This is a genomic window from Nocardia citri (assembly GCF_054065835.1).
On the sequence record NZ_JBSUQM010000014.1, the window covers coordinates 74,492 to 97,561 of the forward strand.

Genomic DNA, 23,070 nt, shown 5'->3' on the forward strand with positions numbered 1-23,070 from the left:
GGCCATGCGCTGAAGGTCGCTCACCCTCGCCGGGGGTAGGGTGTCAGAGGTTACGCGCCATGCAGACGCTACGCCCCGATATCGCTGGGCATCCGTCCATCATGGATCGATGCCTGCATCGGCCCTGCTGTCTGGGTCGGTACTCGACGAATCCTCCGGCGACGCTTACTGTGAGGGCACTTGCCCTCATCGAGGTGGATAACAATGCCGATATCCGAGAAGTACGCGCCGCGCACGAATCGTGCGCTGATCGAACCGCGCCGCCTGCCGGTATCACTGTGCACCGGCGTCGGCACAGTGGTGCCGATTGTCGGCGCATTCGGTGGAATCGGCTGTACGGTATCCGAATCGGCTGCGGCCGAAGGGATTCGGGTCGATGCGCGATCAGGGGTGATTGGCGTCAGGATCGGGCCATGAAGTTTGCGAACCGGGTCGGGGTGCTGGCCACGGCCGCGGCGCGTCGGGCCGCTGATGAGACCTACTACGCCGCGCTGACGGTGCGTGCCGGACTCGCGACCCCCGAACGCCCGGATCGGCTCGCCCGCATGGGTGCCGCGGTGTTGCGCTCAGGACTGCTCGGCGGGCTGACAACCGTTGCCGCCCTGCGCTATCGCGACCGCACCGCCATCATCGATGAGCTCGGCCGCGTCAGCTTCCGTGAACTCGATGAGCGTAGCACCGCGCTGGCGAATGCCTGGCGGTCGCGCGGACTGCGCGACGGCGAAGGAGTGGCCATTCTGGTGCGCAACCACCGTGGCTTCCACTACGCGGTCTTCGCCGCGGCGAAATGCGGTGCTCGAATCATCCTGCTCAATACCGATTTCGCGGCGCCGCAGTTGCGCGAGGTAATGACCCGTGAGGGCGCCGATCTGCTGATTTTCGATGACGAATACGCAAGTGTGCTCGGCGATTTCACCCCGCGCCGGGGCCGCTACCGCGCCTGGGCCGATAAACCGGGTGTCGACACCATCGACAATCTGATCGCGGGCGCGGCGCGCACACCACCGCGCAAGCCGCGCACTGCCGCCCGCATCAACCTGCTGACCAGCGGGACGACCGGCACTCCGAAAGGTGCGCCGCGCGGCAGCGAACCGGCCTCCCTGGCACCGCTGGGCGCGATTCTCGGCAAGGTGCCGTTGCGTGCCCGCGAAATCACCGAATGCCCAGCGCCGCTATTCCATGCGCTCGGTTTCGCGCACGCAGTCCTCGCGGTCGGCTTCGGATCCACGCTGGTGATCCGGCGCCGCTTCGATCCTCAGGCGGTGCTGGACAGTCTGGACCGGCACGGGGCCACGGCCATGATCGCGGTGCCGGTCATGCTGCGGCGAATCGTCGATGCGGGCCCGAAAGCCTTTGCCGGACATGATCTTTTGCGGCTAAGGATCATCTTCGTAGCGGGTTCACAGCTCGGCGCCGATCTGTGCATCCGGGTGAGCGAGGCATTCGGACCGGTGGTGTATAACGTGTACGGGTCCACCGAAGCGGGCTACGCGACCATCGCCACGCCTGCGGATCTGGCCGTCGAGCCCGGCTGCGTCGGCTCTCCCGTGCCGAGCACCGTCGTGAAGATATTCGACGACGACGACCGGGAAGTGCCGCCGGGCACCAGCGGACGCATCTTCGTCGGCAATAACTACCAATTCGAGGGCTATACCGGTGGTGGTGACAAGGCGCGCATCGGAGGGTTGATGTCCACCGGCGATGTCGGTCATTTCGACAGTGCCGGAAGGCTTTTCATCGATGGCCGCGATGACGATATGATCGTCTCCGGCGGCGAGAACGTCTTTCCGGGTGAGGTGGAGGAGCTGCTCGCCGCGCACCCCGCGGTGGCGGAGGTCAGCGCCTTCGGGGTGCCGGACGAGCGGTACGGTCAGCGCCTGCGTGCGGTAGTCGTTGTCCGCGAAGGGTATTCGCTCACCGCAGACGAGGTGCGCGAGTATGTCAGGACGCATCTGGCCCGCTTCAAGGTCCCGCGTGAGGTGTTGTTCGTCGACGAGCTGCCGCGCAACCCCGCCGGAAAAGTACTTAAGCGGGTCCTGCGTGAGCTCTCGGCCTGAGGGCTCACATCCTCGCGGCACTCGCCGCATCGTATGACGCAACGGTGTGCCGCCATGGTTTCCGCGTGATCATTTGTCCAGCTGGTGGCGACGGGTTGTGGGGCTGGGACGTCGAGATGGGCGTGGCTGTGGGAAAGGGCGGCGGGGTCGGTTCCGGGGTGCGAGCATGGAGGGGAGGAACTGGGTCGGGAGGTGTGGGTGTGGTGGAGTTCGCGCAGGAGTATGCCGCCCTGCGGTGGTCGGTGGTGGTGGCCTTTCTGATCGCGGCCGCGGTGGTGCTCGGGCGGTTGGCAGTATCGAATGGCGTCGGCGGGGCCGAACCCGTTCATCTGCAAGTGAATTCGCCTGGTGCGGCGCCATGTCACGAGTCCGATGCCGCCCATCTGATCATGTGCATGGTGATGCTTGCGATGCTGGTCTTTCCGATGGGAGCGGATCCGGCAGCGATGCGCGGGGTGCTGATCGCCCTCATCATCGTCATGGTGGCCTTGCTGGCAGATCGAATCACGCAGTGGCGCAAGGTGACTCGCGCGCGACCTGATGATCGAATCATCGCGCTCGGATATCACATCGCGGTCTCTGCCGCCATGCTGTACGCGATCGCGGGACACCATGCGGGCGCGCACGCCGACGGGCCCGCACCCGGACCGGCGCTGAGCGTGGCCGCGCTGTTCAGCACCGACGCGCTCGCCTTGATCGTCGCGGTGAGTACCGGCCGTTTCCGGCGCTGGCTCGGCCACCCGATCGGCATCCGAACCGACTCCGGGCGCTCGGCTTCCTTCCTCGGTCGCGCACTGACCTCCGCAATCGTGCCCCACTTTGTCATGGACCTGGGCACGGCCTACATGCTGATCGCTGCCGTCTTTTGATAAATCGCCAACGGCTGCAGTTTGCCGATCGGCTACCGCGAGACGGGGGAGAGGGCTCGGCCAGAAATGCCCATGGGGGTGCCGGGTTGATCTGGTCGCCTCCGGCGAACCGCCGGGCGGCGTAGGGCAGGAAGGCGCCCGCGTGCGAGATGATCATCACCGTCATCCGGGTATGACGGCTCATCACGCTGTTGCGTGCCATCAGTGCAAACCGCTACGGAACGCCGACACCGGTCCACGGCTGTCGGGGCCGACAGCGCCTGACCAATCGCGGTCGACCATCGGGTGGCCGAGCCCAGTCCCAGGTCGAACCCGGTCAGCGACTGGTTCGCCCGAGCGGGACCTACTGTCGAAAATCGCGACCTACAGATTGATGACCGAGTCGGCGACGACGCGGCCGCCGAGTCGGACCCAACCATCGGAGTCCCATTCGGTGAACAGCTGTGAGCCTGTGCCCTGGGTGATGATCAAGCCGCGCCGGAGTCGCGCGGTGAGGGCGACGGCGGCGGCCCCGGTCGCTTCGTCCTCGGGGACGCCCATGGCGGGGGAGAACATGCGCGAGCGCAGGGCACCGCGATGCTCATCGGTCCAGGACCAGAGGTAGTGCGAGCCGCTGTCGAAATCGTCTGCGCGCAGATTCGCCAGTTCGTCGAGGTCGTCGAGCTGATGGAAGGTGAATTCCGGGGCCCATTCCCCGCGCGCGGTGATCCAGACGAGCCCGTCGGTGAGTTCGACGGCGACCGGACCGGCCGACACCTGCAGAATCCGCACCGGCTGGCCCTGCTCGGCGAACCACCACGCGGTACCCACCGACGGATGCCCGGCGAAGGGCAACTCGACCGCAGGGGTGTAGATCCTGATCTTGGCGATCTCGTCGACCGGATCCTCGACAACGACGGTTTCGCTATACCCCGCCTTCGCCGCCAGCGTCTGGTGATCTACCTCGGCGACATCGGCGGCGCGAGCGATGCCGAGTTCGTTACCGCCTCGCCCCGTCGGGTCCGTGAAAACGCGCACAACCTCGACCCGTGTTCCCATGGCCTCTGGTTCACCCTGTGTGCCCATGTCCGCGAGCCTACCGGCCCCCCAGAGATGGTTAATGCGCTGCCGTGGAATTTCCGTCCAGGACAAACCTCCATTGCCGATTTGCGTTGTGCCCGTTCCGGCAAGCTCGGTCACCGCTCCCCTGTGCACGACGTGCGTAACGCGGACAGTTGGTAGCGAGCCGCTCCGACACGTGCCTACCCGGGAAACGGCAACTGCCCCGCCCCAAGGAACTTGGCAGTTGCCGTGTTTTCGGCGAGATATCAGACCGCGGCGGTGGTCAGCGTCTCGGTGGCTTGCACCGCCTGGCCGACACCGGCGACGATGGCGGCCGCCCGCAGCGATTCGAAGATCACCTCACGCCAGACGCCCGCCTCACGCAAGGTCTTCTCATGCGCCTCCAAGCAGTGTCCGCAGCCGTTGATCGAGGAGACCGCGAACGACCACAGCTCGAAATCGGCCTTCTCGACACCCGGATTGCCGATGATGTTCATCCGCAGACCGGCACGCAGATCGTCGTAGCGGCCTTCCAGAAACCCTTTACCCCGGTAGAACACATTGTTCATGCCCATGATCGAGGCGGCGCCGAGTGCGGCGTTGTAGGCCTCCGCGGACAAGTTGTTCGCGGCTTCCTCGGCGATTTCACGCAGGGTCGTCGCCGACCGGGTCGCGGCCGCCGATGCGAGCAGCGTGCCCCACAGCTGCTGTTCGTTCAGCACGGTGGTGCGTGCGATGGACGACAGGTTGAGCTTGAGGTCCTTGGCGTACTCGGGCAGGGAGTTCTTCAGGGTCTCAATGCTCATTCGGCGAATCCTCTTCTCGTTCGGTGGTTTTCAGGTATTTCGATAATGCTCAGACGCTCGCGGCGAGCAGTTCGCCCGCGTTGATGGTCGGGTCGCCCTTCTTCCAGTTGCAGGCGCACAGCTCGTCGGACTGCAGTGCGTCGAGTACACGCAGTACCTCGTCGACATTGCGGCCGACCGAACCCGCGGTCACCGAGGCGAACTGGATCTCGTTGTTCGGGTCGATGATGAAGGTGGCGCGGTCGGCGACGGTCGGCATTGAGAACACCGGTGGCGGTTGCCAATTCATGCTTGAGGTCGCTCAGCATCGGGAACGGGAGGGTCTTGAGATCCTCGTGCTGGGCGCGCCACTGGAAGTGCACGAACTCGTTGTCGACCGAAGCGCCGAGCACCTGCGCGTCGCGGTCCTAGAACTCCTCGTTGAGCTTGCCGAAGGCGGCGATCTCGGTCGGGCACACGAAGGTGAAGTCCTTGGGCCAGAAGAAGACGATGCGCCACTTACCGGAGTGGTCGTCGGAGGTGATCCGAGTGAAATAGTCGTCAGGCTGCTGAGCGTCGACCTTCGACAGGTCACCGCCGATCACCGCGGTGAGGTTGTACGCCGGGAATTGGTCGCCGATGGTCAGCAAAGCCGTGCTTGTCTCCTCGTCAGTCGGTTTGCTGGAGCGAGTGGATCGAAAAGCTCACGATGATGTTGCCCAAACGCTGGTGAAAGGTAAACGTGATCAGTCGCACTACACTGATAGGCATGACTGATCAGACTTATCAGCCGACCCTGTCGCAGCTGCGTGCGTTCGTGGCGGTCGCGGAGTACCGCCACTTCGGCACCGCGGCCGCGCGGCTCAATGTGAGCCAACCCACGTTATCGCAGGCACTCGCCGCATTGGAACACGGGCTCGGGCTGCAACTGATCGAGCGCAGCACCCGGCGGGTGCTCGTCACCGCCGCGGGTACACGGCTGCTGCCACAGGCGACGGCGACCCTCGAGGCCGCCGATCGGTTCGTCGCCTCGGCGACCGGTGACAGCCTGGGTGGCACCCTGCGGATCGGCATCATTCCGACGGTTGCCCCATATGTGCTGCCGGACCTGCTGCCCGAATTACGCAAGGTATTGCCCGCCTTGAATCCTCAGGTGATCGAGGACCGAACCGCCCGGCTGCTGGAGGGATTGCGCACCGGCGTCCTGGATGTGGCACTGCTCGCGCTGCCGACCGAGACGCCCGGTCTGGTCGAGATCCCGCTGTATACCGAGGAATTCGTGCTGGTGACTCCGCGCGGGCACGAACTGGCCGGTCGCACCGATATCGCACCCGCCACCCTGGGCGCGCTGCCGCTGCTGCTGCTCGACGAGGGCCACTGTCTGCGTGATCAGACCCTGGAATTTTGCCGCTCCGCCGATACGCATCCGAGGGCGGTCGGGGATACCCGCGCCGCGTCGCTGGCGACTGTGGTCCAGTGCGTCGCGGGCGGTCTCGGGGTGACCTTGATTCCGGAGATGGCGGTGGCGGCCGAAACCGCGCGCGGCACATTGGAAACCGCGCATTTCACCGCCCCCGCGCCGGGACGCACCCTCGGTCTGGCGTTTCGCGCGTCGACGGCGCGCGCGGACGATTACGAACGGCTGGCGCAGATCATTCGGTCGCAGCGGCCGCGGTGAACCGAGTCCGAGCGATCAGGGTGCGGTGTCGCCGAGGAGGTTGGGTCGCGGTGTGATGGATCTTGCGCAGGGCGCCGATACGGTGGGGTTGCGAACCGACGTGTGTGGGTTGCTCGGCAGCAGTCCGCCGACGTTCGCCGAGTGGTGTGTACGCGACGTCGACGCGTTCGTGTGCAGACGCTATCGGCAGGTTTCGAATTCGCTGCGGAGTCGGCGCTGCAGGTCGATGGCGTCGGGGGTGAGGTAGTGCTCGGGGTGGGCGTCGGCGGCGGTGTTGCGGTCCGAGCATCCGGCTACCTCGACGCTTCCGGTGAATTGTTTGTCGGGCGAATAGCCGCCCCAGTTCCAGCGCAGGTCCAACGGATGGTCGGATGCCGGTCGGGCCGTGGCGATGACGGCGGTGAGATCCTGGTAGGCGGTCTCCGGGCTTGATACCCCGACAGAGAGATTCGCGAGATGTCCGTCATTGATGCGGACGAAGGCGACGGGGACGGGAAGCGCGGCCAATAGGGTCTGGATGTCCTGCTCCTGCTGGGTACCGAACGGGAGGTCGACGGTCCAGACCGGCTGCCGGTCCACGGGCCGGATGGTCACTTGGGCCGGATCGTCGCCGAGGACCGTGCGTACGGCTGCCAGGGAGTCCGTTGTGGGCGGCGACTTTTCGATTTCGATACCGGAGTTGGTCCCGGTGATGGCGGCTCCTGGCAGGCTGGTGCCGAGTTGGCGTAGCTCGCGGGCGCGAGCGGCGATTCGATTCGGGTCCAAGTTCGCGCCCAGCTTCAGTTCCAGCCGGTCGCCGAGGGCGAAGTCGGTCGACTGCTGGTGGGAGTCGAAGTCGTGTCGCTTGATGGTATTGATCCGGTCGACGACCTCGGCGATCTGCGCCTCGGAGGCCGCCCGCATCGATAGGTCCAGGTCGAGGTAGGTGCCCCGGGTGAAGTCATTGGAATAGTCGACCGAGATGCTTTCCACGCCCGGCATGGCGCCGACCTCGGCCCGCAGCCGATCCACCTGCGGGCGGCGGTCGGACGCGTCGGTGCATCCGGTCAGCGGGACCGAAACGATAGCGAGGGCGATCCCCGCCGCGAGCATACGCCGGATCATGGGTGCCTTCCTGTAGCGGATTGCGGGCGGTCGCGGCCCGGGCGGGCGTGTCGGCTCCCGTGGCAGGGTACGCGTTCGGGCACCGATTTCCTTGTAGCAGGCGTCGGTGTCGGGCGGTTCGGGTGTGCTGGTTGGGCGTAATGTCCGCTGGTGGGCAGTTGGAAAGGGGGCGCGGTGGACGAGTTGGGTGCCAATCGGTCGATCGAGCCTGGATGGCGGATCGGTCGCCCGATCACGAACGGTGATCGGCTGTTCGTCTACGGGACCTTGCAGTTTCCGGAGGTATTGGTCGAGCTGATCGGGCGGTGTCCGGAATTGATAGCGGCAGAGCTGACCGGGTGGCGTGCGGCGGTACTGCCGGGGCGGGTGTATCCGGGGCTGGTGCCCGTCGCGGCCGGGGTTGCCCGGGGTGTGGTGCTGTCGGGGCTCGGTGCGGCGGACTGGGCGGTGCTGGATGCGTTCGAGGACGACGAGTACGAGTTGCGGCGGGTGCGGCCCGCCACGATGCCGTCGGCGTGGACGTATGTGTGGACTTCCGTTGTTACACAGGATGATTGGTTTGCCGAGCAGTTCGCCGCCGAGCATCTGGGCGCGTTTGTGACTCATTGCGCCGCATGGCGAAGGTCGCTCTGAAACGGGTCTCGTCGCGGGTTGGATTCGCCATCCCGGGACGACCGGTGATGTGTTGATCGAACGGCGTCCGCGGTCGGCTGCCACGCCGAATTCGATCGCCAGCTCTGGATGCGTCGTCACACGGGTCGGCAGGGCCGTACTGCGTACCGAGTCCGGTCGAGCACGCGGGTAAACGCGGAATCGCACCGGCCGCCAAGGGAAATCCCTTGGCGGCCGGTGCGATTCGAGAGTGCTGCTAAACGCGCAGCGCGTGCGGTTCGATCGCGCCGCGCACCAGCGCCCGCGCGTCGATCGTCTCAGCGCGATAGGGCAGCGTGCCCAGCCGCTCGGTCATCGCCTGCACCGGGTCGTCGATGCGCTCGTTCAACCCGAACAGGAATGTCCATTCGTGCTCATCGCTGCCGTACTGCACCACCGTGTCGAACTGCTCGTGGAAGCGCTTCCAGGAACGCTTCAACGTCTCGTTGCGCCACATCGTCGCGCATCCGGCCTGCGCGCTGAGCACCCCGCCGGGTGCCAGCAGTGCCCGACATCGCGACAGGAACTCCGACTCGTAGAGACGGTTGTGTTGCGCGTCCTCGACCCGCTCGTCGGGCAGATCGATGACGATCACGTCGTAGCGGGTACCCGCCTCGGACGCGTTGGCCAAGAAGTCCCAGCCGTCGGCGTAGTGCACCTTGACCGGGCCCACATCCGCGACCGCGGCGGCCAGCTCAGCGCTGGTGTAGCCGTAGGGCAGGTGCTCGGCGCACAACTCGACCTCACGCTGGTCGATATCGACGTGATCCACCAGCGTCGCGCCCGCGGCAACCGACATCTGGCTGGCCACACCCTCACCCGAACCGATGATGAGGACCTTGTCCAGCTTCGCGGCCAGCGCGAAGGCGGGGACCATCATCGCCTCGTGATAGGTCAGCTGCGAGAACTCCGTGGACTGGCGATCGTCGTCGGAGAACAGGCTGATGCCCTGTTCGGTGCGCGCTATCACCATGTGCTGGAACGGGGTATGGGTGTCGACGATGACCTCGTGCAGATCCCAGATACGGGTCAGCCCATTGCCGACCGGCTCCTCGATCCTGGTCGAGCCGTGCCCGCGCTGGATGACCTGCATGCGAACGTCCTTGGGAGACAACTTGTCGCGCAGCAGTTCGACGGCCTGCGACGCGCCGGCGCCGATGCTTCCGCAGGTGAATACGTCGACAAAGATGTCGCCGGACTCCGGATAAGTGTGAATCGAGGCGTGGGACTCCGACAACAGCGCGAGGACGGTCACCCCCTGCGGATCGAACTTCTTGTGTACGACATCGCAGATGGTGACGCCCGCCGCGATCAGAGACTCACGCAACGCCGATTCGAGTCGTTCGAGATCGTCGCAGAGATCTGCGTCGACACCACCGAACTCGGCCAGCACATGCCAGCCGGTGAATTCCGCCGTCATAGGCAAACTCACTCTCGCTCAGCGCCCGAGACATGAACGGTCAAGGGCGGAAAACCATTGAAGGACACCGACGAATAGCTCGCGGTATAGGCGCCGGTATCGAGGATCTGGATGCGATCACCGGCTCGCAACGAGGCCGGAAGAAGGACCTTCGTGCGTTGATACAGTACATCGTCGCCATCACAGGTCGGTCCGGCCACCACCGCCTCGTCCACGGGATCTCCGTCACGTTCGGTGACGAAGCGGTATGCGATGTACTCGTTCTCGGTCTCGGCCATACCGTTGTAGCGGCCGATGTCGAGATACACCCAGCGCCGTCCGTCCGGCGCGATGCGCACGCCGATGACCTCGGCGTGAATGGTGCCCGCCGAACCTACGAGCGCCCGGCCGGGCTCGACGACGAGTCCGGCGGTCTCGGGTAGGAATTCGGCGGTGGCGGCCGCGATGACGGCGCCGATATCGTCGAGTGCGGGTGCCGCCTCGAGGTATGAAATGGGCAGCCCGCCACCGATATTCACCGAACACACCCGAATGTCCTTGTCCGCCAACGCTGTCACGATGCGCCCGGCCTGTTCGATACCGATGCGCCAGGCTCGCGGGTCGGTCTGCTGGGAGCCGACGTGGAAGTACGGACCGCCGATGATCAGGCCGAGATCGCGGGCGCGCACCAGCAGGCGCAGCGCCTCGGTGGGGGAGCAGCCGAATTTGGTGCCGAAGGGCGTCGTCGACTGCGGTGCCGAGGACAGGAACCGGCACTCGACCTCCGAGCCGGACGCATGCTCGGCGATGCGCAGCAGATCGTCCTCGGTGTCGAAGGCGTAGCGGCGCACGCCCGCGGCATGAGCGGTGGCGATATGGGCGGCCTTCTTGATCGGGTTGCCGTAGCACATGCGGGCCGGGTCGACGCCTTGGCTTAGGCACAGTTCGATCTCACCGACGCTGGCGACATCGAACTCCGCGCCGAGAAGGTCGAGCAGACCGATGAGTTCCGGCACCGGACTCGCCTTGACCGCGAAGCGAATTCGGGCTCCGGGTACCGCGGTCTGGAGTGCGCGATAATTCTCGCGCACCCGCTCTGGGTGAATGACCAGATAGGGCGATTCGGGCAGGTTTGGACCGGTCAATCTAAGGGAACTCTCCGTCTTTTTGGGGGTCGGCCGTCGTTCGGGCACCGCGCGAGAGAGTATCAGCGCGATGCCCCCGGTCACCAACTCGTTGACGACACCTTGATCATGATCACCCCGCGACTACCGTGACCTCGTCGAATACGACCTCACCCGCAGCATCGGACTCGGCGAGATCGACCACCGCCGCCAGCGCCCAGCCGTGGTCCCCGGCGGGGTCGTCGAGCACCTGTCGTACCTGCCAGAAACCGGGGCGTTGTTCCACTCGGAACAGCTGCGGACCCCGGGCGTCCGGGCCCGTTCCGATGCTCTCGTACTCGTCGAAGTAGGGGGTCAGCTCGACCGCCCAGTCCGGCCCGGTGCCCAGCTCGGCGAGCGCCTCCCAGCGGCGCAGCGCGGCGAGTTCGACGCGCCGGAACATGGCATTGCGGACCATCACTTTGAACGCGCGTTCGTTGGCCGAGATCGGGCGTACCGATTCCGCGCCGAAGGCGAGCTGATCGGCATCGGTCTCCGCGCCCGGATTGGTGAGCTGCTCCCATTCGTCGAGCAGACTCGAATCCACTTGGCGCACGAGCTCGCCCAGCCATTCGGTCATATCGTCGAGATCCTCGGTGCGCGCGGCATCGGGGACGGTGCGCCGCAGCGCGCGATAGGCGTCGGCGAGATAGCGCAGGACGACACCCTCGGAGCGGGCCAGTTCGTAATGCGAGATCAGCTCGGCGAAGGTCATCGAGCGTTCGATCATGTCCCGGACGACCGATTTGGGGGACGGGGCGAATTCCGACATCCAGGGGTGGCCGGCGCGATAGGTCTCGAATGCGGGTTCGATCAGCTCGGCCAGCGGTTTGGGCCAGGTGACCTCTTCGAGTAGCTCCATGCGTTCGTCGTATTCGATGCCATCGGCCTTCATCTCGTTGATCGCCTGGCCGCGCGCCTTGTGCTGCTGGGCCATGAGCACTTGGCGCGGATCCTCGAGCGTCGATTCGATGAGAGAGATGACGTCGAAGGTGTAGCCGGGGGCGTCCTTGTCGAGCAGTTCCAAGGCGGCGAGGGCGAAGGGTGACAGGGGCTGGTCGAGGGCGAAATCGCGCTGCAGGTCCACAGTGAGGCGGGCGCGGCGGCCCTGTGCGTCGGGTTCCGGAAGTTGCTGCACCACACCGGCATCGCGCAGGGCGCGATACAGGCGGATGGCGCGCAGGATGTGGCGGCGCTGCGCGGGGCGAGGCTCGTGGTTGTCCTCGAGCAGGTGACGCATGGCGTCGAAGCAATTGCCCGGGCGGGCGATCACGTTCAGTAGCATCGAGTTCGTCACATTGAACCGCGACACCATCGGTTCGGGGCTGGCGGCGACAAGCCGGTCGAAGGTCTCCTCGCTCCAGGAGACGAAACCCTCCGGCGGTTTGCGGCGCACCACCTTGCGCTGTTTCTTCGGATCGTCGCCCGCCTTCGCCAGCAGCCGGGTGTTCTCCACCTCGTGGTCGGGAGCCTGCACGACGACGGTGCCCATGGTGTCGTAGCCCGCCCGGCCCGCGCGGCCCGCGATCTGATGGAATTCGCGGGCCTTGAGCCTGCGGGTGCGCACACCGTCGAATTTGGTGAGGCCGGTGAGCAGGACCGTGCGGATCGGCACGTTGATACCGACACCGAGGGTGTCGGTGCCGCACACCACCTTCAGCAGACCGTCCTGCGCCAGGCGCTCCACCAGGCGGCGGTATTTGGGCAGCATGCCCGCGTGATGGACGCCGATACCGTGGCGGATCAGCCGGGAAAGGGTCTTGCCGAAGCCGGAGGAAAAGCGGAAATCGCCCAGTGCCGTTGCGATGGCGTCCTTCTCGGCGCGGGTGGCGAAGTTGACGCTGGTCAGTGCCTGGGCACGTTCCAATGCGGCGGCCTGGGTGAAATGCACGACATACACCGGCGACTGGTTGGTCGTGACGAGATCTTCCAGTGTTTCGGTGATCGGGGTGCGCGCGTAGGAAAAGCTCAGCGGGACAGGACGTTCGGTGCCCGCGACAATGGCGGTCGGATTGCCGGTGCGGCGTTCCAGATCGGCGGCGAAGAAGTCGACTTCGCCCAGCGTGGCCGACATGAGCAGGAATTGGGCGCGCGGAAGTTCGATCAGCGGCACCTGCCAAGCCCAACCGCGGTCTGGATCGGCGTAGAAGTGGAATTCGTCCATCACGACCTGGCCGACATCGGCGGCCGCGCCCTCCCGCAGTGCCATATTCGCCAGGATCTCGGCGGTGGCACAGATGATCGGCGCTTCTGGATTCACCGCCGCGTCACCGGTGACCATGCCGACACGGTCCGCGCCGAAGACATCGCACAAGGCGAAGAATTTCTCGCTGACCAGGGCTTTGATGGGTGCGGTGTAATAGGTGCGCAGGCCGCGAGTCAGCGCGAACAGATGCGCGCCGACCGCGACAAGGGATTTACCGGACCCGGTAGGGGTAGCCAGGATGACATTGGATCCGGAAGCCAATTCCAACAGCGCCTCGTCCTGCGCCGGATACAGCGGGGTGCCCTGCTCAGCCGCCCACGCCCCGAAGGATTCATAGAGTGCGTCGGCGTCGGTTCCCGGTATCTCGAACAGTTCGGTCAGATCCACTCCGACCACCCTACGGGCAGTCGTCTACGGCTCCTTCAGGGTGATCGGGTCAGCTCGACCGTTCGCCCTCATTACCGTCGTAGCCGCCCTGCTCGGCCAGGAAGCGCTCGAATTCAGCGCCCAATTCGTCGCCGCTGGGTAATTCACCGTCGCCGACAAGCAAGCTCGACTGACGCTCCTGGGAGGTGACGAAGCTGTCGTATTGGCGCTCGAGCGCGTGCACTACCGTCTCGACCTCGGAATTGCCCGCGATGTGGTCGTTGACCTGTTCGCGTACCCGCGCGGCGGCCTCACCGAGCGCGGCCAGCGGGAATTCCAGGCCCGCGTTGTCGGCGACGTGCTCGAGCAGAGTCTGCGCGGCCTCCGGGTAGGCGGTCTGCGCGAGGTAGTGCGGCACATGCACAGAGAAGCCGACCGATTCGTGGCCGTGCTGGGCCATCCGGTACTCCAGCAGCGAGGACGCGCTGCCCGGCACCTGCAGTTCGCCCGGCCAGCGCTGATGGTCGGCGATGAGGTCGCGATCGGAGGAGTGCGCGGTGATGCCGAGCGGGCGGGTATGTGGAATCGCCATCGGGATGGCACTCAGTCCGATGCTGCGCCGCACACCGAGTTGTTCGGCGAGCAGACGAACCGCGGTGGTGAATTTCTCCCAGCGCAGATCCGGTTCCAGGCCGGACAGCAGCAGGAACGGGGTGCCCGAGGTGTCGCGCAGCGCCCAGAGGTTCAATTCGGGTTCGGCGTAATCCGAGAAGTGGTCGGTCCTGAACGTCATCAGCGGACGACGCGAGCGGTAGTCGAGCAACTCGTCGACATCGAACGAGGCGACCAGCTCGCTCTCGAGACTCTCACGCAGGTGCGTCGTGGCCAGCCGCACCGCATGCCCGGCATCGGTGAAGCCCTCCAGTCCGTGTACCAGGACCGGACCCAAGCCATCGTCGTTCGACAACTGCGGTGCCGGGAACTCCAACTCGTACATTCGCGACTCGTGGTCCATCGCGTCTCCTTCCTGCGCGGTTCACCGATGCGAGCTTTCAGGTTCATCGGCCTGTCGGGCAATTCGCAGCGGTCAACCACTGTCCATTGTCCCCCACGGCTCCGACATACGGCGCCATGGGCGACACCGACCCATAAGACAGGGCAACATCGGCGGTGCCCCGCACATTCCCGGCCCGGTCACCGCTGGTTGCCGTGTGCGGCTCACGCCGAGAAACGGCGTGGCATCGCGGGCGGGCACGGGGAGTTTGGCACAGTGGAGCGGTGACTATGCCGAATTCGACGCGCAAGGGGCCACGCGGATTCGGGGTATCGGGTGGGGTGCCCCTCGCCGCCAGTGCGGTGCTGCTCGTTGGCTGCGCGTCGACGGTTACCGGCCATCCGGTCGGCTCCGGGCCGAATACCGGAACCCAGCACGTCGCGGCACAGCTTTCGACACTGCTGCCCGATGTCACACAGTTCCCGGCCGAATACGAGGCCGTGGTGCTGCCATCGGAGGCGGCCGAGCAGGCGGCGGGAGATCTGACCGGGGTCGGACGCGGTTCGACAGTACAGCCCGGCGGATGTGTCCCGCCCACTCAGCAATTCGGTCCGAATCAGACGGCCGTCGCGGTAGGCACGGACAACCGGACACGCGCCACCATAACCGTGGAGCTGACCAGGACCGGACAGCCGCTGTCGGCCTTGCGTGAGCAGTTGCAACGGTGTCGGCAGGTGCAGGTGAGCCGGGGGGGTGCGACGACGACGGTGACCACCGAACTGCAAGCGCCGCCGCCGATCGATGCCGACGACACACTCGCACTGCGGCGCACGGTGGCGCCGCAGGTGAGCGCGCCCGGGTTGACGCAATCCATGCAGACGATGACAGGCCAGGTCGCCGATGTGCGAATCACGGTGACGTACATGACGTTCGGCGATGCGAAGCCGGATACGGTGGCGTTGGACGAGCTGTTCACGATGGCGGTGCAGAAGGTCCAGAAGGGATGAATGCCACGGGTTCCGCCGATCGGCGGCTGGGAGCTCGCCGCTGGACGGTAGCAGGCGACACCGACATAGTCGCCGCCGTTTTCGTCTTCGGTTCCGGGTTCGTCCACAGGCGAAATGTTTTCCACAGGGCAATTCGGTTTTCAGATATCCCCAGTTCAGCGTCCCGGACATAGGGATGGGGCCGCGCATGCTCGATGCATGACGACTTCCACGAACCCCGCTCCCGCTCTCGGAGATCCAGGTGACGGCGCGTCGCCGCGCGCCGGTTTCTGCCCGAGCCCCGCTGTTCACCTCCGTAAATCCGCCGCCCATCCGGCGCGTGTCGGCAACTCGGACCAGCGCGAGGCCGAGCACCCATGTGATGGCGCGGATACCGGCGGCGCGGTGCGATTCGAAGGCGATAACGTCGGGGCGCATACGTATCGAACGTGGCCCGCCGACAAGGTCGCCGCCCGAATAGATTCCGTATCCTTCTTCGCCCCTGACGTCGATGACGAATCAGGGGAGTGCACACGGGGTTTCGGGAAAGTGCCGCGCCCGGGGCGGTGTGCGGAACCGCCGCCGGAATTCGGAGATCGGATTCCGGGGGATTCGCTACATGTCGACGATCCTGGTGAATTGATCGTGGCGGTGCCCGCCATGGTCGGATTCGTGCCGGAACGGTCGCTGGTGGTGGCCGTTTTGCGCGGCACGACCGATGCGGAGCAGAGTCCGATCATCGATGCGGTGGTGCGGTTCGATCTGGACCAGGAGGGTGGGAGCCGCCGCGGGCTCGCGGCGGCGTATGCGGAATGTGTTTCGCAGATCTGCGCCGCGGAGGGAGCGAAAGAAGTGCTCGCGGTGATCGTCGACGACCGTGCGCGCGAACCGCGGCGCACACGCCGAAACGGCACGGGCAGTACGGGACCGTGGGGCATGCTCATAGCGGCGTTCGAGCGGCGGCTGGCGCGGGTCGAGGTGTACCTCGAGGGCGCCTGGGCGGTGTGCAAGATCGAAGCGGAGCAGCGGTGGTGGAGCCTGCTCGATGCGAATCATCGTGGGACGCTGCCGGATCCGGCGACATCGATGGTGACGGTGGCGCATGTGCTCGAGGGGCGCCCGATCCGTGGCACCCGTTCGGAGCTGACCGATCTGGTCGCACCGGATGCGGAACTGGCACAACAGGTCGCGGTGTATCTCGACAGCGCCCGCGCACTCGCGCACGAACGGTACGCGGCGGCTGTCCGGCGCGGTGATACCGACGGATATCACCGGCAGGCACTCGAACATGTGCTGTCGCAGATCGCCAATATCGACTCCGGTGTGGCCCTCACCACCCAGGAATACGCGGAACTGGCCGCGGCGCTGCGAGATCGGACGGTGCGTGACGCACTGTTCGGGCTGGCAGTCGGAGACCACGCCGCCCCCGCGGAAATGCTGTGGGTGGCACTGACACACGCACTGTCGGGCAGCGACCGCGCTGATGCCGCGACACTTCTCGGCTACAGCGCCTACATCCGCGGTGACGGGCCGCTCGCCGGCATCGCACTGCAAGCGGCTTTGGCCGCGGATCCCGCCCATTCCATGGCGAGTCTGCTCGAGATCTCCCTGCGCACCGGGATGCGCCCGGATACGCTGCGCCGCCTTGCCTACTGTGGGCTCGGCATCGCCGCGGACCTCGGCATCGATCTCGGACCGGTTGTCCGGTGAGCCTGTTCGCGTTCTCCGGTGGTCAAGGGTGAGTTGGCGAGTCACATGGTGGTCGCGGCAAGGGCAGCACCACCATGTGACCGCGGTTCGATGGCGGGAAACCGACCTATTTGGCGCTGTGTGCCAGCGGACCGAGGTCGCGCAGGAACTCCCACGCATCGGCGACGATTTCGTCGAGGTTGTTGTGCTTGGGCTGCCAGCCGAGGTCGGTGATGGCGCGGTCGCTGGAGGCGATCAGCGTGGCCGGGTCGCCGGCGCGGCGCGGCGCGTCCTCGGCGGCGATGGGCAGTCCGGTGACGCGCTCGCAGGCCGAAATCACCTCGCGGACCGAGAAACCGGTGCCGCTGCCGAGATTGAAGATGCGATGAATACCGGATTTCGCGGAGTCGAGCGCCAGCAGGTGGGCGTCGGCGAGGTCGCGGATGTGGATGTAATCGCGAACCGCGGTGCCGTCGGGTGTGGGCCAGTCGGTACCGAAGACCGAGATCGCCTTGCGATGACCGAGGGCGACCTGGAGCACGAGGGGGATGACATGGGTTTCCACCACCCGGTTTTCGCCGAGGCCGCCGTAGGCGCCCGCGACGTTGAAGTAGCGCAGGCTGGTCGCGGCCAAGCCGTGAGCGATCGAGTAGGAGGCAATGGCGTGATCGATGGCCAGCTTGGAGGCACCGTAGGGATTGGTCGGCCGGGTCGGCGCGTCCTCGGTGATCGGCACCCGTTCGGGTTCGCCGTACACGGCCGCGGTCGAGGAGAAGACCAACCTCGGCGTGTCGGTGCGGCGCATCGCCTCCAGCAGTTCGAGCGTTTTCACCACATTGCCGTGCCAGTACTTCTCCGGCTGCTGTACCGACTCGCCGACCAGCGACTGCGCCGCGAAATGCAGGACACCGTCGAAGGATTCGGCCTCGAGCAGTGCCGGCGCGGCGACCGCGACATCACCCTCGACGAACCGCGCCTCGGTGGGCACGCCCTCGGCATTGCCGGTCGACAGATCGTCGACCACCACGACCTCGTGCCCCGATTCGAGCAGAACCTGCGCGCAGACACCACCGACATAGCCCGCGCCACCTGTGACCAGAAGTTTCATGCCTCAGACCAACTTCACCTGGACCGCATGGGCCATTTCGTCCGGGAGCTCGAAACCTTCGTGGCCGGGCACCGTGATGACCACCGAACCCGGCTTGGTCTCGACCGTCACGCGGGCGTCGGGCACCACGCCTGCCTCCCGCAACTGGCCGATGACCTCGGGCTCGGTCTGGATGTGCTCGGCGAGGCGACGCACCACGACCGCGTGCACTTGGCCGTGCGGCAGATCCGACAGCCGAACCAGCGTCTCGTCGGCAGCGTTCGGCGGTGCGATGCCCAGCTCGTCCAGGCCCGGAATCGGGTTGCCGTAGGGAGACGTGGTCGGGTGATTGAGCACCTCGACCAGCCGCCGCTCGACATCCTCGCTCATGACGTGTTCCCAGCGGCACGCCTCGGCGTGTACGTTCTGCCAATCGAGCCCGATGACGTCCACGAGCAGCCGCTCGGCGAGGCGATGTTTGCGCATGACCGCGACCGCCATGCTGCGGCCCTTGTCGGTCAGTTCGAGATGGCGATCGCCGGCGACCAGCAGCAGACCATCGCGTTCCATCCGGGCGACGGTCTGGCTGACCGTCGGGCCGCTCTGTTCGAGGCGCTCGGCAATACGCGCACGCAGGGGCACCACGCCCTCTTCCTCGAGGTCGTAGATGGTACGGAGGTACATCTCCGTGGTGTCGACCAGATCCTTCACCTGTTACCCCTTCGTCGGCACGAATTCTACCCACGCACGTCGGTACCCCGTGTAGCGCGTGGTTTCGCGCTACACCCGTAGCTGTGCGGTGGGAATTCTGTCGGCGCACGGCCTGTCACCGTGTTCGCTCTCGCTTGTATTTCTACTGCATACGAACGTTCAACGGTGCTGTTGCCTTCCCGCGTAGCGTTGCGAGCATGGCCACTGCACCGCGCGGCGAACAGTCCGCGCCGCCTGACGAAGGTGATCTCGAGGCGAGATCCGGGACCGTTGTCTGGACCGACCGCTTCCTCGACTACGCGTGGACGCCGGAGCACCCCATGAAACCGGCGCGCCTGAAGTTCACCATGGCCCTGGCGGAAAGTCTCGGATTACTCGACGGTGTCGAGCGATTGGTACCCGAGCGGGCCGAAGTGTCCGATTTGCTGCGCATCCACACCGCCGACTACATCGAGGCCGTCGAACATGCCACGCCGCCCGCCAGCGCGTCACTCGCGCCGCCGCACGGACTCGGCTCACCGGATAATCCGGTGTTCCCGCGGATGCATCAGGCAGCCTCGGTGATCGTCGGCGGCACCTTGACCGCCGCACGCGAGATCGCCGAGGGGCGGACCAGGCGCGCGGTGAGCATCGGCGGCGGCATGCACCACGCGATGCCGGATTCGGCGGCCGGATTCTGCATCTACAACGATGCGGCCGTGGCCATCTCCTGGCTGCTGGACAACGGCTTCGATCGGATCGCCTACATCGATGTCGACGTGCATCACGGCGACGGTGTGCAGCGCGCCTTCTACGGCGACCCCCGGGTGCTGACGATTTCGATCCATCAGCATCCGGCCACTCTGTGGCCCAATACCGGGTGGCCGGAGGAAGTGGGTCACGGCGGCGCGGAAGGCACCGCGATCAATCTGGCGGTCCTGCCGGGCACTCGGGATCCGCAGTGGCTGCGCGGCTTTCACGCGATTGTGCCCGGTGCGCTGGCGTCGTTCCGGCCGCAGATCGTGGTCAGCCAGTGCGGTGTCGACACCCATCGCGAGGACCCACTGGCCGATATGGAACTGACCGTCGACGGTCAACGCGCCGCCTTCCTCGCCATGCGCGATTTGGCCGACGAATACGCCGAAGGTCGTTGGCTCGCCGTCGGTGGCGGCGGTTACGGCTTGGTGCGCGTGGTGCCGCGCGCGTGGACGCATCTGTTGGCGACCGCGCTGGACCGCACCATCGCACCGGAAACCGCGGTGCCGCAGGACTGGATCGATATGATCCGCTCCGCGGCACCGACCGTCGACCCACCGCGCACGATGGGTGACGGTGGTGACACCGACTACCACTCGTGGGATGGTCCCGGCGGCACCGGGGAGACTGGTGACGCGCGCACCGACCGTGCGCAACGGTCTATCGATACGGCCATATTGGCTACGCGCCGAGCCACCTTCGGGCTGCTCGGCCTGGATCCGGAGGACCCCCGTGACTGAGACCCCGCCCGTCCCGGATTCCCCGAGCACCCCCGCCGAACCGCCCCCTCCGCCGCAGCACTGGTTCGCCGATGTCCTCGCCTCCGATGGCGGGGTGGTGCGACTGCGCCCGACCACGCCCGACGACGCCGAGCGGCTCCAGGAGTTCCACACGGCACTGTCGGATCGCTCCCGGTATCTGCGCTACTTCGGTCCGTACCCGCGCATTTCGCCCAAGGATCTGTACCGCTCCACCCATGTCGACCATCACGATCGGGTCGGTCTGCTGTTGGTACTGGGTGAGGCGATCATCGCCGTCGGCCGCTACGAACTGCTGACCGACCGCACCGGACCGCGCGCCGCCGAGGTCGCGTTCGTGGTGGCCGACGAACATCAAGGACGCGGACTCGGCTCGATTCTGCTCGAACATCTGGCGGGTGCGGCCGCCGAGAACAAGATCGAGACATTCGTCGCGGAGGTGCTCGCCGAGAACACCGTGATGGTCACCGTATTCCGTGACGCGGGCTATCAGGTGGAGCGAGCCAGAGACGGTTCGGTGCTGCATCTGGAATTCGCCATCGATCCCACCGAAGCACTGCTCTCGGTACGGGATTCGCGTGAGCGCGCGTCGGAGGCGCGTAGTGTCGGCAATCTGCTCGCACCGCGTTCGGTCGCGGTGATCGGTGCCACAATCGGCCCGGCCCGGGTCGGCGGAGTGATCTTGGCCAATCTGCTGTCCGGGGTTTTCCAGGGGCCGGTGTTCCCGGTTAATCCGAATCGGCGCTCGGTGCGTGGGGTGCGGGCCTACCCGACCGTGCGCGATATTCCCGATGAGGTGGATCTCGCGGTGGTCGCCGTGCCGCCGGAGGCGATCAGCTCGGTACTGGACGACTGTATGGCCAAAGGCGTCAAAGGATTGGTCGTGCTCACCGCGGGCTTCGGGGAGACCGGTGCGGGCGGTTTCGCCGAACACGAGTTGGTCGCCGCGGCCCGCGGGCACGGGATGCGAGTGGTCGGACCGAGTGCGCTCGGCATCGCCAACACCGATGGCGCGGTTTCCTTGAACGCGACCCTTGCCTCGGTATTGCCCGGGCGCGGGCACATCGGATTCTTCTGTCAGTCCGGGCCATTGGGTGCGGCTATCCTCGGTGAGGCCGCCGCGCGCAACCTCGGATTGTCGACCTTCGTTTCCGCGGGCAATCGCGCGGATGTGTCCGGCAACGACCTGCTGCAGTATTGGGACACCGACTCCGCCACCGATGTGATCCTGCTGTATCTGGAGAGCTTCGGCAACCCGCGCAAATTCTCCCGTATCGCACGGCGGGTCGGGCGGAGTAAACCGATCGTCGCGGTGAGCACTGGGCGATTGGCCGCGCGCGCCCAGCCGACCGGCGATATGGACCGATCCATCGTGCGGGACCTATTCGCACAATCGGGAATCGTACAGGTGGACTCGATTTCGGAGCTGTTCGACTGTGCGGCGCTGCTGGGCTATCAGCCGCTGCCCGCAGGTCCGCGGGTCGCCGTGATCGGCAATAGCGCGGCGTTGAACTGGCTGGCTGTCGATGCGGCGCGCGGTGAGGGGCTCGAGGTCCGGCGGCCCGCCACGGTGCCCTCCGATGGTATTCGGCGCCCACGCCCGACCGAGCGTGTGGTGGCGGAGGAGTCGATCGGCGATCCGGTGAACCTGGGGCCCGACGCGACGCCGGGTGCCTATCTGGACGCGGTGGTCGCCGCGTTGCGCTCGGACGAGATCGACGCGGTGGTCGTGGTTTTCGCGCCACCGGTGCCGCTGCCGATGGCCGGATTCGCGGAATCCCTTCGCGAGGCCGCGGCGGCGGTACCCGATGCGGATAAACCCATTCTCACCACTTTCGTTGCCGAGCAAGGGATTCCGAACCTGCTGGCGGTGCGCGGTCCGGGCGGTACGGCGGCGCGTGGCTCGATACCGTCCTACCCGGATCCAGAGCGTGCCGCAAGGGCGCTGGCCAGGGCGCACCGGTACGCGCAGTGGCGCACCAGAGCGGTGTCGACGGTGGTTCGTCCCGCGGGTATCGATGCGGACCGGGCCAAGCGGCTTGTCGCAGGATGGACGCGCGAATCCGACGGCCGCTGGCTCACCGATCTGGAAGCCGTGGATCTGCTGGAGTGCTACGGAATTCATGTCGTCGAATTCCGTGAGGTGCGCAACGCTGATGAGGCGGCTGCGGCGGCCGAGGAACTCGGCTATCCGGTGGCGGCCAAGGCGACCGGCGAAATGTGGCGGCGCCGACCGGATCTCAGCGGTGTGCGACTGGACCTGTGGCGTCCGGAGGCTGTGCGCCAGGCCTACGCGCATCTGGTGGAACTATGCGGCGATCCCGCCGTGCACATCCAGCAGATGGCTGCGCCCGGTGTCGGCTGTGTGCTGCGGGTGCAGGACGACCCGTCCTTCGGCTCGGTCATCGGATTCGGCCTCTCCGGCATGATCATCGAACTCCTCGGCGACCGTGCCTACCGCGCGCTCCCACTCACCGCCGATGAAGCGACCGCCCTCATCGACGCCCCTCGCGCCGCCCCATTGCTGTCCGGCACCCCCGCCAGCCCCCGCGTCGACAAACCTGCCCTGGTCGAGCTCGTCCAACGCGTCTCGGCCCTCTTCGACGACCTCCCCGAAATCCGCGAACTATCCTTCGACCCCGTCCTCGCCTCCGCCCACGCCGCCGCGATCCTCTACGCCCGAGCCCGCTTCGGCCCGCAACCCAGCCGCTTCGACACCGGCCCCCGCCGCCTCGGCTGACCCCCACACCCGTCTCCAGGCCGCGGCTGCTCAACGTATCGATCTGCCGCA

The 23,070-nt window shown here is 66.3% G+C and carries 17 protein-coding genes and 1 pseudogene; 8 read left to right on the forward strand and 10 right to left on the reverse strand.

Annotation, left to right across the window (positions count from 1 at the left end; all coding sequences use genetic code 11):
• Positions 1–413: 413 nt before the first annotated feature.
• Both ACW2Q0_RS19805 and ACW2Q0_RS19810 read left to right on the forward strand, forming a co-directional pair.
• Complete coding sequence (locus ACW2Q0_RS19805) at positions 414–2,057, forward strand: acyl-CoA synthetase (RefSeq protein ID WP_457192236.1); 1,644 nt, start codon at positions 414–416, stop codon at positions 2,055–2,057.
• Between the two features lie 200 nt (positions 2,058–2,257).
• The gene (locus ACW2Q0_RS19810) at positions 2,258–2,926 is read left to right on the forward strand and encodes a DUF5134 domain-containing protein (RefSeq protein WP_457192238.1); all 669 of its coding nucleotides are present in this window, start codon (positions 2,258–2,260) and stop codon (positions 2,924–2,926) included.
• Between the two features lie 363 nt (positions 2,927–3,289).
• On the opposite strand, the gene ACW2Q0_RS19815 is transcribed toward ACW2Q0_RS19810, so the two are convergent.
• The 3 genes and pseudogenes from ACW2Q0_RS19815 to ACW2Q0_RS19825 all read right to left on the reverse strand — a co-directional run bounded on the left by ACW2Q0_RS19815 (position 3,290) and on the right by ACW2Q0_RS19825 (position 5,402).
• Positions 3,290–3,964, reverse strand: coding sequence for a PhzF family phenazine biosynthesis protein (locus ACW2Q0_RS19815; RefSeq protein ID WP_457192338.1), 675 nt, complete (start codon positions 3,962–3,964; stop codon positions 3,290–3,292).
• A 269-nt stretch (positions 3,965–4,233) separates the two neighbouring features.
• Positions 4,234–4,773, reverse strand: a complete 540-nt coding sequence (locus tag ACW2Q0_RS19820; RefSeq protein ID WP_457192240.1) for an alkyl hydroperoxide reductase — start codon at positions 4,771–4,773, stop codon at positions 4,234–4,236.
• Between the two features lie 49 nt (positions 4,774–4,822).
• Positions 4,823–5,402: pseudogene (locus tag ACW2Q0_RS19825) on the reverse strand (peroxiredoxin).
• Between the two features lie 119 nt (positions 5,403–5,521).
• Between ACW2Q0_RS19825 and ACW2Q0_RS19830 the strand changes: the two are divergent.
• On the forward strand, positions 5,522–6,430 hold the full coding sequence (locus ACW2Q0_RS19830) for a hydrogen peroxide-inducible genes activator (protein WP_457192242.1): 909 nt from the start codon (positions 5,522–5,524) through the stop codon (positions 6,428–6,430).
• A gap of 180 nt (positions 6,431–6,610) precedes the next feature.
• Here ACW2Q0_RS19830 and ACW2Q0_RS19835 read toward each other — a convergent pair whose 3' ends face one another.
• On the reverse strand, positions 6,611–7,534 hold the full coding sequence (locus ACW2Q0_RS19835; protein ID WP_457192244.1) for a hypothetical protein: 924 nt from the start codon (positions 7,532–7,534) through the stop codon (positions 6,611–6,613).
• A gap of 174 nt (positions 7,535–7,708) precedes the next feature.
• Between ACW2Q0_RS19835 and ACW2Q0_RS19840 the strand changes: the two genes are divergently transcribed.
• Positions 7,709–8,167 (forward strand): gamma-glutamylcyclotransferase family protein, encoded by a 459-nt coding sequence (locus ACW2Q0_RS19840; RefSeq protein WP_457192246.1) that lies wholly within the window; start codon positions 7,709–7,711, stop codon positions 8,165–8,167.
• 235 nt (positions 8,168–8,402) lie between these two features.
• On the opposite strand, the gene speD is transcribed toward ACW2Q0_RS19840, so the two are convergent.
• From speD to ACW2Q0_RS19860, 4 genes are all read right to left on the reverse strand, one after another.
• A complete protein-coding gene (speD, locus tag ACW2Q0_RS19845; protein ID WP_457192248.1) occupies positions 8,403–9,605 on the reverse strand; it encodes an adenosylmethionine decarboxylase in 1,203 nt (400 codons plus the stop codon).
• An 8-nt stretch (positions 9,606–9,613) separates the two neighbouring features.
• On the reverse strand, positions 9,614–10,714 hold the full coding sequence (locus tag ACW2Q0_RS19850; protein ID WP_457192340.1) for a type III PLP-dependent enzyme: 1,101 nt from the start codon (positions 10,712–10,714) through the stop codon (positions 9,614–9,616).
• 127 nt (positions 10,715–10,841) lie between these two features.
• Positions 10,842–13,316 carry a DEAD/DEAH box helicase gene (locus tag ACW2Q0_RS19855; protein ID WP_457192342.1) on the reverse strand — a complete coding sequence of 825 codons (2,475 nt, stop codon included), beginning with the start codon at positions 13,314–13,316 and terminating at the stop codon, positions 10,842–10,844.
• Positions 13,317–13,389: 73 nt separating this feature from the next.
• Positions 13,390–14,334 (reverse strand): PAC2 family protein, encoded by a 945-nt coding sequence (locus ACW2Q0_RS19860; protein ID WP_457192250.1) that lies wholly within the window; start codon positions 14,332–14,334, stop codon positions 13,390–13,392.
• Positions 14,335–14,603: 269 nt separating this feature from the next.
• Here ACW2Q0_RS19860 and ACW2Q0_RS19865 point away from each other — a divergent pair, with 269 nt between their 5' ends.
• Entirely contained in the window at positions 14,604–15,320 is a 717-nt protein-coding gene (locus tag ACW2Q0_RS19865) for a sensor domain-containing protein (protein ID WP_457192252.1), read from the forward strand.
• A 198-nt stretch (positions 15,321–15,518) separates the two neighbouring features.
• Positions 15,519–17,009, forward strand: coding sequence for a DUF4192 domain-containing protein (locus tag ACW2Q0_RS19870; protein ID WP_457192255.1), 1,491 nt, complete (start codon positions 15,519–15,521; stop codon positions 17,007–17,009).
• 106 nt (positions 17,010–17,115) lie between these two features.
• Here the strand turns inward: ACW2Q0_RS19870 and galE are convergent, their stop codons facing one another.
• Entirely contained in the window at positions 17,116–18,096 is a 981-nt protein-coding gene (gene galE / locus ACW2Q0_RS19875) for a UDP-glucose 4-epimerase GalE (protein ID WP_457192257.1), read from the reverse strand.
• Between the two features lie 3 nt (positions 18,097–18,099).
• Positions 18,100–18,786: an iron dependent repressor, metal binding and dimerization domain protein gene (locus tag ACW2Q0_RS19880; RefSeq protein ID WP_457192259.1), complete on the reverse strand. Its 687-nt coding sequence runs from the start codon at positions 18,784–18,786 to the stop codon at positions 18,100–18,102.
• 320 nt (positions 18,787–19,106) lie between these two features.
• Here ACW2Q0_RS19880 and ACW2Q0_RS19885 point away from each other — a divergent pair, with 320 nt between their 5' ends.
• Positions 19,107–20,261 (forward strand): acetoin utilization protein AcuC, encoded by a 1,155-nt coding sequence (locus ACW2Q0_RS19885; protein WP_457192344.1) that lies wholly within the window; start codon positions 19,107–19,109, stop codon positions 20,259–20,261.
• On the forward strand, positions 20,254–23,019 hold the full coding sequence (locus tag ACW2Q0_RS19890; RefSeq protein ID WP_457192261.1) for a bifunctional acetate--CoA ligase family protein/GNAT family N-acetyltransferase: 2,766 nt from the start codon (positions 20,254–20,256) through the stop codon (positions 23,017–23,019). Before ACW2Q0_RS19885 ends, ACW2Q0_RS19890 begins: the two co-directional genes overlap by 8 nt.
• Positions 23,020–23,070: the final 51 nt, after the last annotated feature.